Below are 17,632 nucleotides of genomic sequence, written 5' to 3' on the forward strand. Positions count from 1 at the left end.
CTCTATGAAGCGCCGGCACAACCGGCCGGCCGGAGGGAAAGCGATGGGTAGGACACTCGCGGAGAAGGTCTGGGACGACCATGTCGTCCGGCGCGCCGAAGGCGAGCCCGACCTCCTCTTCATTGATCTGCACCTGCTGCACGAGGTGACCAGCCCGCAGGCCTTCGAAGGCCTGCGTCAGGCCGGCCGCAAGGTCCGACGCCTCGACCTCACCATCGCGACCGAGGACCACAACACCCCCACCATCGACATCGACAAGCCGATCGCCGACCCGGTCTCCCGGGCTCAGCTGGAGACGCTGCGCAAGAACTGCGGCGAGTTCGGCGTCCGCCTGCACTCGCTGGGCGACGTCGAGCAGGGTGTCGTCCACGTCGTGGGACCGCAGCTGGGCCTGACCCAGCCCGGCACCACCGTGGTCTGCGGTGACTCGCACACCTCCACGCACGGCGCCTTCGGCGCGCTGGCCTTCGGCATCGGCACGAGCCAGGTCGAGCACGTGCTGGCCACCCAGACGCTGCCGCTGGCCCGCCCTAAGACGATGGCGATCACCGTCACCGGAGCGCTGGCCGAGGGTGTCACCGCGAAGGACCTGATCCTGGCGATCATCGCCAAGATCGGCACCGGCGGTGGCCAGGGCTACATCCTGGAATACCGCGGCGAGGCCATCGAGCAGCTCTCGATGGAAGCCCGCATGACCATCTGCAACATGTCGATCGAGGCCGGCGCCCGCGCGGGCATGATCGCCCCCGACCAGACCACCTTCGACTACCTGGAGGGCCGTGACCACGCCCCGAAGGGCGAGGAGTGGGACGCGGCGGTCGCGTACTGGAAGACGCTGCGCACCGACGACGACGCGGTCTTCGACGCCGAGGTCGTCATCGACGGCACGACGCTGGCCCCGTTCGTCACCTGGGGCACCAACCCGGGCCAGGGCGCGCCGCTGTCGGCCAACGTCCCCGACCCCGCTTCGTACGAGGACGCTTCGGAGCGCCACGCCGCCGAAAAGGCCCTGGAGTACATGGGGTTGACCGCCGGGCAGCCGCTGCGCGACATCAAGGTCGACACCGTCTTCGTAGGTTCCTGCACCAACGGCCGCATCGAGGACCTGCGCGCCGTCGCCGGGATCATCGAGGGCCGCAAAGTCGCCGACGGCGTACGGATGCTGGTCGTCCCGGGCTCCGTCCGGGTCGCGCTGCAGGCCGTGGAAGAGGGCCTGGACAAGGTCTTCAAGGAGGCCGGCGCCGAATGGCGGCACGCGGGCTGTTCGATGTGTCTGGGCATGAACCCCGACCAACTGGCGCCGGGTGAACGCTCCGCGTCCACGTCCAACCGCAACTTCGAGGGCCGGCAGGGCAAGGGCGGGCGCACCCACCTGGTCTCCCCGCAGGTGGCCGCCGCCACCGCGGTGCTGGGCCATCTGGCCTCGCCCGCCGACCTGTCCGACGCCAACGCGACCGCCGGAGTCTGAACCATGGAAGCCTTCACCACCCACACCGGCCGGGCCGTCCCGCTGCGCCGCAGCAACGTCGACACCGACCAGATCATCCCGGCCCACTGGCTGAAGAAGATCACCCGCGACGGCTTCGAGGACGGGCTCTTCGAGGCCTGGCGCAAGGACCCGGAGTTCGTCACGAACCGCCCGGAGCGCGCCGGCGCGACCGTGCTGGTCGCCGGTCCCGACTTCGGTACGGGCTCCTCGCGCGAGCACGCCGTCTGGGCCCTTCAGAACTTCGGCTTCAAGACGGTCATCTCCTCCCGCTTCGCCGACATCTTCCGCGGGAACTCGCTGAAGAACGGCCTGCTGACCGTCGTGCTCCCGCAGGAGACGGTCGAGCAGCTGTGGAAGCTGACCGAGGCCGACCCCAACGCCGAGATCACGGTCGACCTGGTCGACCGCCAGGTGCGAGCCGAAGGCGTCGTCGCGGAGTTCGAACTCGACGACAACGCCCGCTGGCGACTGCTGGAGGGTCTGGACGACATCTCCCTCACCCTTCAGAACGAAGCGGACATCGCTACGTACGAAAGCACCCGCCCGGCCTTCAAGCCGCGCACGATTCAGGCCTGATTCCTGCCTGATCAGCGCTTATTCGCCCTTGGGTGATCACATCGACAACGCTGTGCCCCCCACCGTCCGGTGGGGGGCACAGCTGTGTGTTGAGGCCCCGTGAGGCGACAACTCGCCCCAGATGGCACAATCTGTGCATGGAACGCGACAGTCAACTTGAGCTCTACGAACTCGTCGCGGACCGATTGAAAGAAGCACACACACGGGTGCGCTCACTGCAAGTCCCGGAGGGCGTAAGGATGGCGCTGTCCCGGAAGCTGTTGGTCGTCACGGCCGCGGCGAAGCACGATCTCGCCGATGCGGCAAGGCGCCTGGACAGGTTGATGAAGGACCTCGACGAGGGTCGATTCCCTGAAGGCGACTGATGCGAAGGAACTCCGTAACGGTCTCCAGCGTTGCGGCACTAGGGTGATTAGCCCGTTTCGTGTTTGATTTGCGGTATATATCCGCCTAACGTGCGAAATAAGCTTGAACACATTCGTTCTGGCGAAGTCTCCGAAGGGGAAGACGTGAACAAGGCGCAGCTCGTAGAAGCGATTGCCGACAAGCTGGGCGGCCGCCAGCAGGCCGCGGACGCTGTCGACGCGGTACTGGACGCGATCGTCCGCGCTACCGTCGCGGGCGACCGGGTCTCGGTCACGGGCTTCGGCTCGTTCGAGAAGGTCGACCGTCCGGCCCGTTACGCGCGCAACCCGCAGACGGGAGAGCGCGTCCGGGTCAAGAAGACCTCGGTGCCCCGCTTCCGTGCGGGCCAGGGCTTCAAGGACCTGGTCAGCGGCACCAAGAAGCTGCCCAAGGGCGGCGAGGTCTCGGTGAAGAAGGCGCCCAAGGGCAGCCTCACCGGTGGTGCTTCCGCGACGGTCAAGAAGGCCGCCGCGAAGAAGGCCACCACCGCCAAGAAGGCCGCGGCGAAGACCGCGGTCGCAAAGAAGGTCACGGCCAAGAAGACCACCGCGACCGCCAAGAAGGCGGCGGTGAAGAGCACGGCCACCGCGAAGAAGGCGACGGCCACGGCGAAGAAGGCCACGGCCACCGCCAAGAAGGCCACGGCCACGGCGAAGAAGACCACCGCCGCCGCGAAGAAGACCGCCCCGGCCGCCAAGAAGGTGACCGCGGCGACGAAGGCGCCCGCCAAGAAGACGGCGACGCGCAAGGCCACCGCGAAGAAGACCACCGCCCGCAAGAAGTAGGGGCAGGGTCACACACGCCGGGCCGGCTTTCCCCCTGTGGGGAAGCCGGCCCGCGGTGCGTTCGTCAGAAGGTCTGGAGCGTGACCAGGGTGATCCGCAGGCCCGCGCCCTCGCCGTCCGTCTCGATCCGCACCCGCTGCCCGGGCCGCAGCAGCCGCAGGCCGCCGGCGTCGAAGGCCGGAGCCTCGAAGGGCACCGGGGTGCCGTCGTCCAGCAGCACACTGCCGCTGCGGGTCTGGGAGTCGTACGTGTACGCGGTCGCCTGCATACCGGCACTGTATCGGGCCGTGTGAAACCCCACACCGAGGGTGAGGGCCGTCCGCAGATCCGCTGCCGTGTCCACGTCCCGGCGCACGCTGTCGACGTCCGCCAGGGCGATTTCCACCGCCCCCGAGGCCCCGTGCCTGGCCCGCGACGGACCGCCGAAGGCGGGGGCCAATTCCACGTCCGGAGCGGCGGAAAGCAAGGTCGTCCCGATTCCGGCCGCATCCGCCAGAAATGCCCGGGGAAATGCCGAGGCGTTTTCGAGCACGCGTAGCAATTCGGGGGGCCGCAGCGCCGGCAGATCGGCGTTCATCGCGGCCACCGCGGCGCCCGGCCGCACCGCCCGCACCGCCCGCGCCCCGTGGGCCAGCGCCGCGTTGAGCCCGGCCGCCGGGGCGTCCGGGACGATCCGCGCGCCCAGCCGGGCCAGTTCCGCACCGGCCGCGGCGTCGTCCGTGACGACCACCACATCCGCGACGGCCGCGCAGGCCAGCGCCCCCGCGACGGTGTCCTGCGCGAAGGCCAGGGCGAGCCCCGGACGGGAGGCGCCCACGGCCGCCGCGAGACGGCTCTTGGCCACCGCCAGAGGCTTCAGCGGGACCACCAGACTCCAGACGGCGTTCGTCACCGACCCCCCTCCCTCCAGAGCGCTGCGGCACATGCGCGGGCCATGGTCGGGTCATGGCCGGGTCATGCGCCGGTCCATTGTCGCCTTTGCCCCGGGAACCCGGGAGTCCGGTGGCGCGAGCGGGGCGTACGGTGTTCCCGACAGAGACTCGACAGAGACCGGGCCCGGGACCACACTTGTCCGGCCGACGAGGTGGCCAAAGCCGCGCACCGGTCCTAGAGGAAGGGTGTTCGAGTGTCCCGCCGCAGAATCGGCTTCTGGTACCGCCTGGCGGCGGTCATCGCAAAACCGCCGCTGGTAGTGCTCTTCAAGCGGGACTGGCGGGGAATGGAGCACATTCCGACCGAGGGCGGATTTATCACCGCCGTCAATCACAACTCGTATCTGGACCCGCTCTCCTACGCGCACTTCCAGTACAACACCGGGCGCGTGCCCCGATTGCTCGCGAAGGCCGCCCTCTTCAAGGTCCCTATTGTCGGGTCGATCCTGCGCGGCAGCGGGCAGATCCCCGTCTACCGGGAGAGCACCAACGCCCTGGTCGCATTCCGGGCCGCGGTGGAGGCGATCGAGAGCGGCGAATGCGTGGCCTTTTACCCGGAAGGCACCCTCACCCGCGACCCCGACATGTGGCCGATGGCCGGTAAGACCGGCGCCGCCCGTGTCGCGCTGATCACCAAGGCGCCCGTCATTCCGGTGGCCCAGTGGGGGGCGAATCTCGCGATGCCGCCGTATGCGAAGGAGAACAAGGTCCGGCTCTTCCCGCGCAAGACCCTCCAGGTCCTCGCGGGACCGCCGGTGGACCTCTCCGCCTTCTACGACCTGGAGCCCACCCCGGAGGTCCTCAAGGAGGCCACCGAGGTGATCATGGCGGCCATCACCAAGCTGCTGGAGGAGGTGCGGGGAGAGACCGCGCCCGAGCAGCCGTACAACCATCAAGACGCCAGGGCGGAACAGCGGCGCAAGGCCGCGGGGGAGGGCAACAAGTGACACGTCCCATGAAGGCAGCCGTATTCGGAACGGGCTCCTGGGGCACGGCCTTCGCCATCGTGCTGGCCGACGCCGGCTGCGAGGTGACCCTGTGGGGGCGCCGCCAGGAGCTGGTCGACGCCATCAACACCGGCCGGACCAACCCGGACTACTTCCCCGACGTCGAACTCCCCGCGGGCATCCGGGCCACCACCGACCCGGCCGAGGCTGCGGCGGGCGCCGACTTCACCGTCCTCGCCATCCCCTCCCAGACCCTGCGCGGCAACCTCGCCGCCTGGGCGCCCCTGCTCGCCCCCGACACCGTGCTCGTCTCCCTCATGAAGGGCATCGAACTCGGCACGGCCAAGCGGATGAGCGAGGTCATCGAGGAGGTGGCCAAGGTCCCCGCCGAGCGCATCGCCGTGGTCACCGGCCCCAACCTGGCCCGCGAGATCGCCGCCCGGCAGCCCGCGGCCTCCGTCGTCGCCTGCGTGGACGAGACCGTGGCGCAGCGCCTCCAGGCCGCCTGCCACACCCCGTACTTCCGCCCGTACACGAGCACCGACGTCATCGGCTGCGAGCTCGGGGGCGCGGTCAAGAACGTCATCGGCCTCGCCGTCGGCATCGCGGACGGCATGGGCCTGGGCGACAACACCAAGGGCTCGCTCATCACCCGCGGACTCGCCGAAGCGACCCGCCTGGGGGTGGCCATGGGCGCCGACCCGCTCACCTTCTCCGGCCTCGCGGGCCTCGGCGACCTGGTCGCCACCTGCTCCTCGCCGCTCTCCCGGAACCACACCTTCGGCACCAACCTCGGCCGCGGGATGACCCTGGAGGAGACCATCGCGGTCACCAAGCAGACCGCCGAGGGCGTCAAGTCCTGCCAGTCGGTGGCCGATCTGGCCCGCCGCTACGGGGTGGACATGCCGATCACCGACACGGTCGTCGACATCGTCCACCACGGCAAGCCCACCCTGGTCGCGCTCAAGGAACTGATGGGCCGCAGCGCCAAACCGGAACGTCGCTGACTCCATTCCGCACGCCTGAGCGGGTACTCTCGTGGCGATATGAGCAGCGAGAACCTCCCCCAGACCCCTGAGCAGCAGGGCCGCAAGCCCCGCGTGGCCGTCGTGTTCGGCGGCCGCAGCTCGGAACACGCCATCTCGGTCGTCACGGCGGGCGCCGTGCTGCGCTCCATCGACCGCTCCAAGTACGAGGTGCTGCCCATCGGCATCACCACGGACGGCCGATGGGCGCTGACCGCCGACGAGCCCGAGCGGATGGCCATCGCGGACAGCAAGCTCCCCAGCGTCGAGGAGCTCTCCGACTCCGACGACGGCGCCGTCGTGCTCTCGGTCGACCCCGCCAACCGCCAGGTCGTCTACACCGAGCCGGGCGCCGTCCCGAAGGCCCTGGGCGAGGTGGACGTCGTCTTCCCCGTGCTGCACGGCCCGTACGGCGAGGACGGCACCCTCCAGGGCCTCCTGGAGCTCTCCGGCATCCCGTACGTCGGCTCGGGCGTCCTCGCCTCGGCCGTCGGCCAGGACAAGGACTACATGAAGCGGGTGTTCACGTCCTTCGGGCTGCGCGTCGGCCCGTACGTGACCATCCGCCCGCGCGAGTGGGAAGCCGACCGGGACGCCGCCAAGGGCAGGATCCTGGACTTCGCCGCCGAACACGGCTGGCCGCTGTTCATCAAGCCCGCCCGGGCCGGCTCCTCCATCGGCATCACCAAGGTCGACGACGCCTCCGGCCTGGACGCGGCGATCCGCGAGGCCCGGCGCCACGACCCGAAGATCCTCGTGGAGGCGCTGCTGCGCGGCCGCGAGATCGAGTGCGGGGTCCTGGAGTTCGAGGACGGGCCGCGCGCGAGCGTGCCCGCCGAGATCCCGCCGGTATCCAGCCACGACTTCTACGACTTCGAGGCGAAGTACATCGACTCGGCGTCCGGGATCGTGCCCGCCCCGCTCACCCCGGAGCAGACCGCCGAGGTGCAGCGGCTCGCGGTCGAGGCCTTCGACGCCGCGTCCTGCGAGGGCCTGGTGCGCGCCGACTTCTTCCTCACCGAGGACGGCGAGTTCGTCATCAACGAGATCAACACGATGCCGGGCTTCACGCCGATCTCCATGTACCCGCTGATGTGGCAGAAGTCGGGCGTCGAGTACCAGGAGCTGGTCGACCGCCTGATCCAGGCCGCCCTGCGCCGCTCCACCGGCCTGCGCTAGGCCCCGCCGACCCGCACAGCCGACCGCCCGCCGGCCCGCCCTGAAAGGCATGGCCGGCGGGCGGCGGTGCGTTCGGTGTTCAGTAGGAGGAGATGCCCTCGGGAACGGTCGCGGCGATCGCCGTGGACAGTCCGACCAGCATCCCCGCATCCGTGGCATGCTCCTTGTCGACCCGGACCTCCGTGTACGCCAGCCGAAGACCGGTGGTGAACCGGAACCCGCCGCCCGCACCGTCGTCGAGCTTCTCCAGCAGCCAGGCCACTCCGTTCACGTGGACGCCGTCCTGCTTCGGATCCGCCATCTTGGGGGGCTTGGGGATACCGCACCGCAGTACGATCGCCGAGCCGCCCCACGCGGCGGTCAGATCGGACTCCGGTTCGGTCGGGGTCCGCGCCAGGCCGGCCACCGTCTCCGGGAGCTCCTTGTGCAGCGCTGCACAGAGCCCCGCGATGTCGGCGGGCGGCGTGGGCGGAGGGCCGACCCGGGCCTCGGAACCACCCGGGGAGCAAGCCGCGAGGGCCAGTACGGCCAGCACGGCCAGGACACGGAGGGGCCGGCGGTGGAGGGACATCACCGGCCAAGAGTAGACGGGGGCTACAGATGGACCACCGGGCAGGTCAAGGTGCGGGTGATCCCCTCCACCTGCTGGACCTTGGCCACGACCATGCGGCCGAGGTCGTCCACGGTGTCGGCCTGGGCGCGCACGATCACGTCGTACGGACCCGTCACGTCCTCGGCCTGGATCACCCCCGGGATCTGGCCGATGGACTCGGCGACGAACGACGCCTTGCCCACCTCGGTCTGGATAAGGATGTACGCCTGTACCACGGAACCTCCAGGGCGGCCACGAGGATCATTTCCCCTAACCTTCGGGTGGGCCCCACACGATGGAAGGGGCCGGGGGAAGAAGGGACGCCACGGTACCGCGTCGCCGTGCGCCGCGGGGAGACCTGCGGGCCCGGCGCCACGCACAGCGGGGCGTACGGAGAGCAGAAGTTGACGTATCTGTTGACGGTACCCAGAGCTGTGACGGCTCGCGACCGCAAGCGGACTGGGCAAGAAGGGGCACAGCGATGAAGGGCACTGTGGGCGAGCTGGGGGAGTTCGGGCTGATCAGGGAGCTCACCTCACGGCTCACCACCACCCCGGCGGTCCGGCTCGGACCGGGCGACGACGCCGCGGTCGTGTCGGCCCCCGACCGGCGGGTCGTGGCGAGCACCGACATCCTGCTGGAGGGCCGGCACTTCCGGCGCGACTGGTCCACGGCCTACGACGTCGGCCGCAAGGCCGCCGCGCAGAACCTCGCCGACATCGCCGCCATGGGCGCGGTGCCGACCGCGCTGCTGCTCGGCCTCGTCGTCCCGGCCGAACTCCCGGTGACCTGGCCCACCGAGCTGATGGACGGCATCCGCGACGAGTGCCAGGTCGCCGGCGCGGCCGTGGTCGGCGGGGACGTCGTCCGCGGGGACGTCATCACCGTCGCGATCACCGCCCTCGGTGACCTGCGCAACCACGAGCCCGTCCTGCGCTCCGGCGCCCAGCCCGGCGACGTCGTCGCCGTGACCGGCTGGCTGGGCTGGTCCGCGGCGGGCTTCGCCGTGCTCTCGCGCGGCTTCCGCTCCCCGCGGGCGTTCGTGGAGGCGCACCGGCGCCCCGAGCCGCCGTACCACGCGGGCCCCGCGGCCGCCGGGCTCGGCGCCACCGCCATGACCGACGTCAGCGACGGCCTGATCGCCGACCTCGGGCACATCGCCGAGGCCAGCAAGGTACGGATCGACCTGCGCTCGGCGGCCGTCGACATCCCGACGCAGATGCACGACATCGGGCAGGCCGTCGGCGTGGACCCGCTCCAGTGGGTGCTCACCGGGGGAGAGGACCACGCGATCGTGGCGACCTTCCCGCCCGACGTGAAGCTCCCGGCCCGCTGGAAGGTCATCGGCGAGGTGCTCAACCGCTCCGCGCTGCCCCAGGTGACCGTGGACGGCGCGCCCTGGACCAGCACCGGCGGCTGGGACCACTTCGGGGCCGACCCGGCCGCCCAGGACGGTTCGGCGTGAGCCTCGCGCCGCCGCTGTGCCTGACCGTCGCCGGATCCGACTCCGGCGGCGGCGCGGGCATCCAGGCCGACCTCAAGACCATGCTGGCGCTCGGCGTGCACGGCATGAGCGTGGTGACCGCCGTGACCGCGCAGAACTCACTCGGGGTACGGGGAGCCTGGGAGCTGCCCGCCGAGGCCGTGACGGCCCAGTACCGGGCCGTCGTGGACGACATCGGCGTCCGGGCCGTCAAGACCGGGATGCTCTCCTCCGCAGTCCTCGTGGAGACGGTGGCCGAACTGCTCTGCGGCACCCCGGCCCCGGCCGTCGTCGACCCCGTCGGGGTCTCCAAGCACGGGGACGCGCTGCTCGCCGCCTCGGCGCTGGACGCCGTGCGCAAGGAGCTGCTGCCGCGGGCCACCGTGGCCACGCCCAACCTGGACGAGGTGGCGCAGCTCACCGGTGTGCTGGTGGAGAGCGAGGACGACATGCGGCGGGCCGCCGACGCGATCCTCGGCTACGGGCCGCGCTGGGCGCTGATCAAGGGCGGCCACCTCGTGGCGCACGGCGACGAGGCCGTGGACCTGCTCACCGACGGAACCGAGGAGCGGTGGCTGCGCGCCCCCCGCCACGACAACCGGCACACCCACGGCACCGGCTGCACCCTGGCCAGCGCCATCGCGGCGGGCCTCGCCAAGGGCCTGGCCGTCCCGGAGGCCGTCACGGCCGCCAAGGAGTACGTCACGGGCGCCATCGCCGCCGGCTTCGCACTCGGCGGGGGCATCGGCCCGGTGGATCACGCCTGGCAGTGGCGCTGAGCCCCGCCGGACAAGGCAAAAGGCCGGTTCACCAGAGGTGAACCGGCCTTTAGGGCAACCGGAAAGGGCTGCGCTACGACGGGAGGCGTCAGCGCGAGACCTTGCCGGCCTTGATGCACGAGGTGCAGGCGTTGAGGCGCTTCGGCGTCCCATTGACCACGGCACGGACGCGCTGGATGTTCGGGTTCCAGCGACGCGAGGTGCGGCGGTGCGAGTGGGAGATGTTGTTGCCGAAGCTCGGCCCCTTGGCGCAAACGTCGCAGTTGGCAGCCACAGGTCACTCCAAGACTTCAGATGCAATTACAGTGAAACCGGCGCACCGGATTCAGAGGTCTGAAGTGGTTTGCCGGGGAATGGCCCGACTCTCGCCGGGCAACCGGAGCAGCATACAACGACTGCGTCCGTCCAAGAAAACTACCACGGCCGCCGCTGCCCCCGCCCCGCGGTCCGGACGTCCAAGCAGTCCTTCGTTACCCTGCGGTGAACCCTGGCCCGCACAAGGAGGAACGCCCGGTGCCCCACGAGCCGCAGCCGCAGCCCACTGACGAGCTCGACGCCGAAGCGGTGCGCACCTGGAGTTCGCTGGCCCTGGCCGCACTGGGCCGGGCCCGCGAGGACATCGACGCGATCAACGTCTACCCGGTCGCCGACGCGGACACCGGCACCAACCTCTACCTCACCGCCGAATCGGCCGACCTCGCACTGACCGCGGCCTTCGGGAAGGTGACCGAGGGCACAGCGCGGACCTCCCTGGACCAGGCCGTACGGGCCTGGGCGCACGGGGCGCTCGTCGGCGCCCGCGGGAACTCCGGGACGATCCTGGCGCAGCTGCTGCGCGGAGTGGCCGACGTGCTCGGCGGACAGCCCGAGGAGCGGGCGCCCGGCACGCTGCTCGCCCGCGCGCTGACCCGGGCCGCGGAGGAGGCGTACGCGGCCGTCGCGCACCCGGTGGAGGGCACCATGCTCACCGTCGCCGGCGCCGCCGCCCGGGCCGGCGAGGCGGCCGGAGCCGCCGCCGGGAACGCGGCCGACGTGGCCCGGGCCGCCTACGACGCGGCCCGCGCCGCCCTCGCCGAGACCCCCGGACAGCTGGCCGCGCTGGGCCGGGCCGGGGTGGTCGACGCCGGGGGCTGCGGACTGGTCGCCGTACTCGGGGCCCTGTGGCAGGCGCTGTCCGGCCAGGAGCCGGCCGCCGAGCCGGTGCGCGGCCGGGCCGTGCCCGTACCGCAGTCGCAGGACCCCTGCGAGCAGGAGGCGGACGGACCCGCGTACGAGGTGATCTACCTGCTGGAGGCCTCCGAGACGGCCGTCGGCGAACTGCGCGAGCGCCTCGACGGGCTGGGCGACTCCCTGGTCGTCGTCGGCGGCGACGGGCTGTGGAACGTCCACGTCCACGTCGACGACCCCGGCGCGGCCGTGGAGGCCGGAGTCGTCGCCGGACGGCCGTACCGGATACGGATCACGCACTTCGGGGACGAGCGGCGCCGGGCCCGCGGCGAGCGCGCCCAGCGGGCCGTGGTCGCCGTGGTCCCCGGCGAGGGCCTGGCCGCCCTGTGCGGGGAGGCGGGCGCCACCACCGTGCTCGTGCGCCCCGGGGAACCCCTGGCCGTTGCCGAACTGGTCGACGCCATCCGCCGCGCGCACGCCCGCGAGGTGGTGCTCCTGCCGGGCGGCGCTGAGCTGCGCCCCACCGCGGCCGCGGCCGCCGAACAGGCCCGCGTCGACGGCGTACGGGTGGCCGTGATCCCCACCCGCTCCGCGGTCCAGGGCCTGGCCGCCCTCGCCGTGCACGACCCGGACGGCACCTTCGACGAGGACGTGGTCGCCATGACCGCGGCGGCCGGCGCCACCCGGTACGGGGAACTGGCCGTCGCCGAACGGCAGTCCTTCACCTCGGCCGGCATCTGCCAGGCCGGCGACGTGCTCGGCCTCATCGACGGCGACGTCGCCGTGATCGGCTCGGACCTCACCGAGACCGCAGAAGCCGTCCTGGAACGGATGCTGGGCTCCGGCGGCGAACTCGTCACCCTGGTCCTGGGACCCGAGGTGCCGGACGCCGTCGCCGAGCGCCTGGAGGCGTACGTGCAGCACGGCCACCTGGCCGTCGACACCGTCACCTACCGGGGCGGCCGGTACTCGGCGCCGCTCCTCATCGGGGTGGAATAGCGTAGATCCTCCCGTCGATCCGGGGTTTAGAGCGCAGGATTTCCGGTTCGGGGCCCGGAATCGGACCTTCCTTCGTTACGTTGCGCCGGGCCGCGAACAGCCGGGCCCACGGATCGCCGCCCGCACGCGGCGGCGGGGAGGAGACAGATCATGCAGATCACTTCCGGACGCACGCGCCGCCGGCTGACATCCGCGGCGGGCGCTCTCGCGCTGTCGGCGGCGACCCTGCTCTGCGGCAGCGGGACGGCCGGCGCCGCGGAGACCGCCGGGACGGGCCCCGCGGCCATCGAGTCCGCCGCCCTGGGCTGGACCTGCACGGGCCCGTCCTACAACCGCAAGCTGGCCTTCACGATCGCCTCGACCGGTGTCCCGGCCGGCAGCACGTGGACCTTCAGCGTCTCCAGAGCCTCGTACCAGGGCCTCCAGGTCTTCTCCGATTCCGGCTACGTGCCCAGCGCGTCGGGCACCACGCAGTCCGTGAACCTGTCCGCGCCGAGCGGCATCCCGGCGGGGGTCACGGTGACCCTGCAGCCCGTCTACTACCTCCTGCCCACCTCGGGCTACAACACCCTCACGCTGTCCGGTCACGGCGGCTCGGTCAGCGTGGCCGTCAGCGCCTCGAACCGCCCCTGCTGATCACCATCGGTCCGCTGCCGGGGCGCGCGCGAGCCGCCTGCGCCCCGGTTGTCGGCGCCATGGTGTGCAATGAACACGTGCCCGCGCTCGACGAAGACCTCAAGAAGACGCTCGGACCCGCCACCGCCAAGGTGCTGGCCGAGCAGCTCGGCCTGCACACGGCCCTGGACCTGCTCCACCACTACCCGCGGCGGTACGCCGAGCGCGGTGAACTGACCGCGCTGGCCGAGCTCGCCGACCAGATCGACGAGCACGTGACCGTCGTCGCGCAGGTCGCCGACGCCCGGCTGCTGACCTACCAGGGCAGCCGCGGCGGCGGAAAGCGCCTCGAAGTCACCATCACCGACGGCAGCGGGCGCCTCCAGCTGGTCTTCTTCGGCGCCGGCGTCCACAAGCCGCACAAGGACCTGCTGCCCGGCAGCCGCGCGATGTTCGCGGGCAAGGTCTCCATGTTCAACCGCAAGCTCCAGCTGGCCCACCCCGCGTACGAGCCGCTGGGCAAGGAGGCCGGCGAGTCCGACGCGGCCGCCGCCTTTGCCAACCAGCTCATCCCGATCTACCCGGCCTGCGCGAAGCTGGAGTCCTGGAAGATCGCCAAGTGCGTGGACGCCGTGCTGCCCAGCGCGCAGGAGGTCGTCGACCCGCTTCCCGCCGCCCTGCGCGAGGGCCGCGGGCTGGTCCCGCTCACCGAAGCCCTGCTGAAGATCCACCGGCCGACCACCAAGGCCGACATCGAGGACGCCCGCCAGCGCCTGAAGTGGGACGAGGCCTTCGTCCTCCAGGTCGCCCTGGCCCGCCGCCGCCACGCCGACTCCCAACTCCCGGCCGTCCCCCGCCGCCCCAGCCCCGGCGGCCTGCTCGACTCCTTCGACGCCAAGCTCCCCTTCACCCTCACCGAGGGCCAGCAGGCCGTCTCGAAGGAGATCTTCGACGACCTGGCCACCAGCCACCCCATGCACCGCCTCCTCCAGGGCGAGGTCGGCTCGGGAAAGACCCTGGTCGCGCTGCGGGCCATGCTCACCGTCGTGGACTCCGGGGGGCAGGCGGCGATGCTCGCGCCCACCGAGGTGCTCGCCCAGCAGCACCACCGCTCCATCACCGAGATGATGGGCGAGCTGGCCGAGGGAGGGATGCTCGGCGGCTCCGACCAGGGCACCAAGGTGGTGCTGCTCACCGGGTCGATGGGGATGCCCGCGCGGCGCCAGGCCCTGCTCGACCTGGTCACCGGCGAGGCCGGGATCGTGATCGGCACGCACGCGCTGATCGAGGACAAGGTGCAGTTCCACGACCTCGGGCTGGTCGTCGTCGACGAACAGCACCGCTTCGGGGTGGAGCAGCGCGACGCGCTGCGGTCCAAGGGCAAGCAACCCCCGCACCTGCTGGTGATGACCGCGACCCCGATCCCGCGCACGGTCGCGATGACCGTCTTCGGCGACCTGGAGACCTCCGTCCTCGACCAGCTGCCCGCCGGGCGCTCGCCGATCGCCACGCACGTGGTGCCCGCCAAGGACAAGCCGCACTTCCTCGCCCGGGCCTGGGAGCGGGTCCGCGAGGAAGTGGAGAACGGTCACCAGGCGTACGTGGTCTGCCCCCGCATCGGCGACGAGGAGGAGCCGAAGAAGAAGGCCTCCGCGGAGGACGAGGCCGAGAAGCGGCCCCCGCTCGCCGTCCTCGACATCGCCGAGCAGCTCTCACGCGGCCCCCTGGCCGGCCTCAGCGTCGAGGTGCTGCACGGCCGGATGGACCCCGCCGACAAGGACGACGTCATGCGCCGCTTCGCGGCCGGCGAGGTCAAGGTGCTGGTCGCCACCACCGTCATCGAGGTCGGGGTGAACGTCCCGAACTCCACCGTCATGGTGATCATGGACGCCGACCGCTTCGGCGTCTCCCAGCTCCACCAGCTGCGCGGCCGCGTCGGCCGCGGCTCCGCACCGGGCCTGTGCCTGCTGGTCAGCGAGATGCACGAGGCGAGCCCCGCCCGGGCCCGGCTGACCGCCGTCGCCGACACCCTCGACGGCTTCGAACTCTCCCGGATCGACCTGGAACAGCGCCGCGAGGGCGACGTGCTGGGCCAGGCCCAGTCCGGGGTGCGCTCCTCGCTGCGGGTGCTGTCCGTCATCGAGGACGAGGAGGTCATCGCCCAGGCCCGCGAGGAGGCCGCCCGCGTGGTCGCGGCCGATCCGGAGCTGGAGCGGCTGCCGGGCCTGCGCACCGCCCTGGACGCATTGCTGGACACCGAGCGGGAGCAGTACCTGGAGAAGGGCTGACAATGGGAGTGCCCGTTGTCCCCGAAGATTGAAGGACCCCCAGATGACCCGCGTGATCGCCGGCAGCGCCGGCGGGCGACGGCTGGCCGTGCCTCCCGGCACCGGCACCCGGCCGACCTCGGACCGGATGCGCGAAGGCCTGTTCTCCACCTGGGAGTCGCTGCACGGCGTCGAGGGGTCCCGGGTGCTCGACCTGTACGGGGGCTCCGGCGCCGTCGGCCTGGAGGCACTCTCCCGCGGGGCGGCCCACACCCTGCTCGTCGAGGCCGACGCCAAGGCCGCCAAGGCGATCCGGGACAACATCAAGACGCTGGGCCTGCCCGGCGCCGAATTCCGGGCGGGCAAGGCCGAGCAGATCGTGGCGGGCACCGCGAGCGGGGACCCGTACGACATCGTCTTCCTGGACCCGCCGTACGCCGTGGACAGCGCCGAACTCCAGGAGATCCTCCTCACACTCCGGGCCAATGGCTGGCTCACGGACGATGCGCTCGCCACCGTGGAGCGCAGCACCAGGAGCGGTGCCTTCCCGTGGCCCGAGGGCTTCGAGCCGCTCCGGTCGCGCAAGTACGGCGAGGGCACCCTTTGGTACGGCCGCGCCGCTTTCACCAGCGAAGACTCATGAACGAGGGAGTTCAGTTGCGCCGCGCCGTCTGTCCGGGGTCCTTCGATCCCATCCACAACGGACACCTCGACATCATCGGACGCGCCTCCAGGCTCTACGACGTCGTGCACGTCGCCGTGGGGATCAACGAGTCGAAGCAGGGCCTGTTCACCGTCGAGGAGCGGATCGAGATGATCCGCGAGGCGGTGGGCGACTACGGCAACGTCGAGGTCGAGGCCTTCCGCGGACTGCTCGTCGACTTCTGCAAGCAGCGGGACATCCCGGCCATCGTCAAGGGCCTGCGCGCGGTCAGCGACTTCGACTACGAGCTCCAGATGGCCCAGATGAACATGGGCCTGTCGGGCGTCGAGACGCTGTTCGTGCCGACCATCCCCACCTACAGCTTCCTGTCCTCCTCGCTGGTCAAGGAGGTCGCCACCTGGGGTGGCGACGTCGCCCACCTGCTTCCGGCGCACGTCCACGCGGCGCTCCTGGAGCGGCTGCGCAACCGCTGACCGCCTGACGAGCCGTCAGTCGGTGTCGGGGGCCCGCCCGCTGGCCTTACAGTCGTCCCGTCCGTCTCAGGAACCGCCTGAGGCCGAGAGAGTGCGAGCCCCCATGGACGTGCAGAAGAAGCTCGACGAGATCGTCGCGGCCGTCGGCGGCGCCCGGTCCATGCCCATGTCGGCCTCCTGCGTGATCAACCGCGCCGAGCTGCTCGCCCAGCTCGAAGAGGTGCGCAGCGCACTCCCCGGTTCGCTCGCGCAGGCCCAAGAGCTCATCGGCGGCCGGGAGCAGATGGTCGAGGAGGCCCGCCAGGAGGCGGAGCGGATCATCGACGCGGCCCACAACCAGCGCGGTTCGCTGATCTCCGACACCGAGATCGCGCGGCGCTCCCAGGCCGAGGCGGACCGGATCCTCGACGAGGCCCGCCGTGAGGCCGCCGAGATCCGGGCCGAGGCCGACGACTACGTCGACAGCAAGCTCGCGAACTTCGAGGTCGTGCTGACCAAGACCATCGGGTCGGTGGACCGCGGCCGGGAGAAGCTGCTGGGCCGCGGCCCGGGGCTGGACGAGCACGGTTACGCGGATGCCGAGGCGCCCGAGCGCAGCCACGACCCCGAGACGCAGCGGCAGCAGGCGGACGCCTACGTGGACACCAAGCTGGCGACCTTCGAGGCGGTGCTCTCCAAGACCCTGGAGGCCGTGGGCCGCGGCCGTCAGAAGCTGCTGGGCCGGGTGCCCACGGACGACCTCGGCGCGCACATGGCCGCCCAGGACGCGGCGGCGGGGCAGCCGTCGCGCTCGGCGAGCGACGCGGACTTCCTGGCGGGGCTGGCCGATCCCCAGCCGGTGCCGGTGCCGGTGCCGATCCCGGCGCAGCCGGAGCCGGTGTACGACACGTACGGCTACCAGCAGCCCGCCGCCCAGCAGCAGGACGCCTACGCCTACCAGGACCCGTACGGCGGCTACCAGCAGCAGCCCGACCCCTACTCGGGGTACCAGCAGCAGCCGGACCCCTACGCGGGTTACCAGCAGCCTCAGCAGCACCAGGAGCAGCAGCCCTCGCTCGACGAGACCAGCTTCTTCGACACGAGCATGATCAACCTGGAGCAGCTGCGCCAGTACGAACAGGGGCGCTAGCAGCGGATTGGGCGCTGGGCGCGGCTCCGGGTATCCTGGCTCTTCGGTCGCGCGTATGCACCGCGATCCATGCTGCCCTTAAGTACCTCATTTGAGCGGCAGGACTTGATCTTCAACGATCTGTGA

Annotated in this window: 18 protein-coding genes and 1 pseudogene; 15 read left to right on the forward strand and 4 right to left on the reverse strand. The window is 71.3% G+C overall.

What is annotated here, in order from left to right:
• Positions 1-43: 43 nt before the first annotated feature.
• From leuC to ACZ45T_RS24045, 4 genes are all read left to right on the forward strand, one after another.
• The gene (gene leuC, locus ACZ45T_RS24030) at positions 44-1,468 is read left to right on the forward strand and encodes a 3-isopropylmalate dehydratase large subunit (protein ID WP_468444538.1); all 1,425 of its coding nucleotides are present in this window, start codon (positions 44-46) and stop codon (positions 1,466-1,468) included.
• A 3-nt stretch (positions 1,469-1,471) separates the two neighbouring features.
• Positions 1,472-2,065: a 3-isopropylmalate dehydratase small subunit gene (gene leuD, locus ACZ45T_RS24035; RefSeq protein ID WP_468444540.1), complete on the forward strand. Its 594-nt coding sequence runs from the start codon at positions 1,472-1,474 to the stop codon at positions 2,063-2,065.
• Between the two features lie 137 nt (positions 2,066-2,202).
• A complete protein-coding gene (locus tag ACZ45T_RS24040) occupies positions 2,203-2,430 on the forward strand; it encodes an SCO5555 family protein (protein ID WP_030009267.1) in 228 nt (75 codons plus the stop codon).
• A gap of 144 nt (positions 2,431-2,574) precedes the next feature.
• Positions 2,575-3,255: an HU family DNA-binding protein gene (locus tag ACZ45T_RS24045; protein ID WP_468444542.1), complete on the forward strand. Its 681-nt coding sequence runs from the start codon at positions 2,575-2,577 to the stop codon at positions 3,253-3,255.
• 268 nt (positions 3,256-3,523) lie between these two features.
• Here ACZ45T_RS24045 and cofC read toward each other — a convergent pair.
• Positions 3,524-4,180, reverse strand: a pseudogene (gene cofC, locus ACZ45T_RS24050) (2-phospho-L-lactate guanylyltransferase); the annotation flags it as partial.
• Positions 4,181-4,381: 201 nt separating this feature from the next.
• Between cofC and ACZ45T_RS24055 the strand changes: the two are divergent.
• From ACZ45T_RS24055 to ACZ45T_RS24065, 3 genes are read left to right on the forward strand one after another with little or no spacing between them, the layout of a single operon-like run.
• Positions 4,382-5,134: a lysophospholipid acyltransferase family protein gene (locus ACZ45T_RS24055; RefSeq protein WP_468444544.1), complete on the forward strand. Its 753-nt coding sequence runs from the start codon at positions 4,382-4,384 to the stop codon at positions 5,132-5,134.
• Positions 5,131-6,141, forward strand: a complete 1,011-nt coding sequence (locus ACZ45T_RS24060; protein WP_468444546.1) for an NAD(P)H-dependent glycerol-3-phosphate dehydrogenase — start codon at positions 5,131-5,133, stop codon at positions 6,139-6,141. The genes ACZ45T_RS24055 and ACZ45T_RS24060 overlap by 4 nt, the downstream gene beginning before the upstream one ends.
• Before the next feature lie 39 nt (positions 6,142-6,180).
• Complete coding sequence (locus ACZ45T_RS24065) at positions 6,181-7,338, forward strand: D-alanine--D-alanine ligase family protein (protein ID WP_468444548.1); 1,158 nt, start codon at positions 6,181-6,183, stop codon at positions 7,336-7,338.
• Between the two features lie 79 nt (positions 7,339-7,417).
• On the opposite strand, the gene ACZ45T_RS24070 is transcribed toward ACZ45T_RS24065, so the two are convergent.
• Entirely contained in the window at positions 7,418-7,909 is a 492-nt protein-coding gene (locus tag ACZ45T_RS24070; RefSeq protein WP_468444550.1) for a DUF3515 domain-containing protein, read from the reverse strand.
• A gap of 23 nt (positions 7,910-7,932) precedes the next feature.
• Entirely contained in the window at positions 7,933-8,166 is a 234-nt protein-coding gene (locus ACZ45T_RS24075; RefSeq protein ID WP_030011290.1) for an Lrp/AsnC family transcriptional regulator, read from the reverse strand.
• Positions 8,167-8,411: 245 nt separating this feature from the next.
• Here ACZ45T_RS24075 and ACZ45T_RS24080 point away from each other — a divergent pair, with 245 nt between their 5' ends.
• Entirely contained in the window at positions 8,412-9,395 is a 984-nt protein-coding gene (locus ACZ45T_RS24080) for a thiamine-phosphate kinase (protein ID WP_468444553.1), read from the forward strand.
• The gene (thiD, locus tag ACZ45T_RS24085) at positions 9,392-10,192 is read left to right on the forward strand and encodes a bifunctional hydroxymethylpyrimidine kinase/phosphomethylpyrimidine kinase (RefSeq protein WP_468444555.1); all 801 of its coding nucleotides are present in this window, start codon (positions 9,392-9,394) and stop codon (positions 10,190-10,192) included. The genes ACZ45T_RS24080 and thiD overlap by 4 nt, the downstream gene beginning before the upstream one ends.
• An 88-nt stretch (positions 10,193-10,280) precedes the next feature.
• On the opposite strand, the gene rpmB is transcribed toward thiD, so the two are convergent.
• Positions 10,281-10,466: a 50S ribosomal protein L28 gene (gene rpmB / locus ACZ45T_RS24090; RefSeq protein WP_007266795.1), complete on the reverse strand. Its 186-nt coding sequence runs from the start codon at positions 10,464-10,466 to the stop codon at positions 10,281-10,283.
• 206 nt (positions 10,467-10,672) lie between these two features.
• Between rpmB and ACZ45T_RS24095 the strand changes: the two genes are divergently transcribed.
• The 6 genes from ACZ45T_RS24095 to ACZ45T_RS24120 all read left to right on the forward strand — a co-directional run bounded on the left by ACZ45T_RS24095 (position 10,673) and on the right by ACZ45T_RS24120 (position 17,506).
• Positions 10,673-12,358 carry a DAK2 domain-containing protein gene (locus ACZ45T_RS24095; RefSeq protein WP_468444557.1) on the forward strand — a complete coding sequence of 562 codons (1,686 nt, stop codon included), beginning with the start codon at positions 10,673-10,675 and terminating at the stop codon, positions 12,356-12,358.
• Positions 12,359-12,508: 150 nt separating this feature from the next.
• Positions 12,509-12,994, forward strand: coding sequence for a hypothetical protein (locus ACZ45T_RS24100; protein WP_468444559.1), 486 nt, complete (start codon positions 12,509-12,511; stop codon positions 12,992-12,994).
• Between the two features lie 59 nt (positions 12,995-13,053).
• Entirely contained in the window at positions 13,054-15,261 is a 2,208-nt protein-coding gene (recG, locus tag ACZ45T_RS24105) for an ATP-dependent DNA helicase RecG (RefSeq protein ID WP_468444561.1), read from the forward strand.
• A 43-nt stretch (positions 15,262-15,304) separates the two neighbouring features.
• Positions 15,305-15,883: a 16S rRNA (guanine(966)-N(2))-methyltransferase RsmD gene (gene rsmD, locus ACZ45T_RS24110; RefSeq protein ID WP_468444563.1), complete on the forward strand. Its 579-nt coding sequence runs from the start codon at positions 15,305-15,307 to the stop codon at positions 15,881-15,883.
• A gap of 14 nt (positions 15,884-15,897) precedes the next feature.
• On the forward strand, positions 15,898-16,377 hold the full coding sequence (gene coaD, locus ACZ45T_RS24115) for a pantetheine-phosphate adenylyltransferase (RefSeq protein WP_468444776.1): 480 nt from the start codon (positions 15,898-15,900) through the stop codon (positions 16,375-16,377).
• 103 nt (positions 16,378-16,480) lie between these two features.
• Positions 16,481-17,506, forward strand: coding sequence for a DivIVA domain-containing protein (locus ACZ45T_RS24120; RefSeq protein WP_468444565.1), 1,026 nt, complete (start codon positions 16,481-16,483; stop codon positions 17,504-17,506).
• The last annotated feature ends 126 nt before the right edge of the window (positions 17,507-17,632 follow it).

This window comes from Streptomyces sp. NPDC030995, from assembly GCF_055571215.1.

What these genes read in the sequence shown, in the direction of transcription:
- leuC (WP_468444538.1), top strand. Translation starts at nt 44, where the DNA reads ATGGGTAGGACACTCGCGGAGAAGGTCTGGGACGACCATGTCGTCCGG.
- leuD (WP_468444540.1), top strand. Translation starts at nt 1,472, where the DNA reads ATGGAAGCCTTCACCACCCACACCGGCCGGGCCGTCCCGCTGCGCCGC.
- ACZ45T_RS24040 (WP_030009267.1), top strand. Translation starts at nt 2,203, where the DNA reads ATGGAACGCGACAGTCAACTTGAGCTCTACGAACTCGTCGCGGACCGA.
- ACZ45T_RS24065 (WP_468444548.1), top strand. Translation starts at nt 6,181, where the DNA reads ATGAGCAGCGAGAACCTCCCCCAGACCCCTGAGCAGCAGGGCCGCAAG.
- ACZ45T_RS24070 (WP_468444550.1), bottom strand. Translation starts at nt 7,909, where the DNA reads ATGTCCCTCCACCGCCGGCCCCTCCGTGTCCTGGCCGTGCTGGCCGTA.
- ACZ45T_RS24080 (WP_468444553.1), top strand. Translation starts at nt 8,412, where the DNA reads ATGAAGGGCACTGTGGGCGAGCTGGGGGAGTTCGGGCTGATCAGGGAG.
- ACZ45T_RS24100 (WP_468444559.1), top strand. Translation starts at nt 12,509, where the DNA reads ATGCAGATCACTTCCGGACGCACGCGCCGCCGGCTGACATCCGCGGCG.
- recG (WP_468444561.1), top strand. Translation starts at nt 13,054, where the DNA reads ATGGTGTGCAATGAACACGTGCCCGCGCTCGACGAAGACCTCAAGAAG.
- rsmD (WP_468444563.1), top strand. Translation starts at nt 15,305, where the DNA reads ATGACCCGCGTGATCGCCGGCAGCGCCGGCGGGCGACGGCTGGCCGTG.
- ACZ45T_RS24120 (WP_468444565.1), top strand. Translation starts at nt 16,481, where the DNA reads ATGGACGTGCAGAAGAAGCTCGACGAGATCGTCGCGGCCGTCGGCGGC.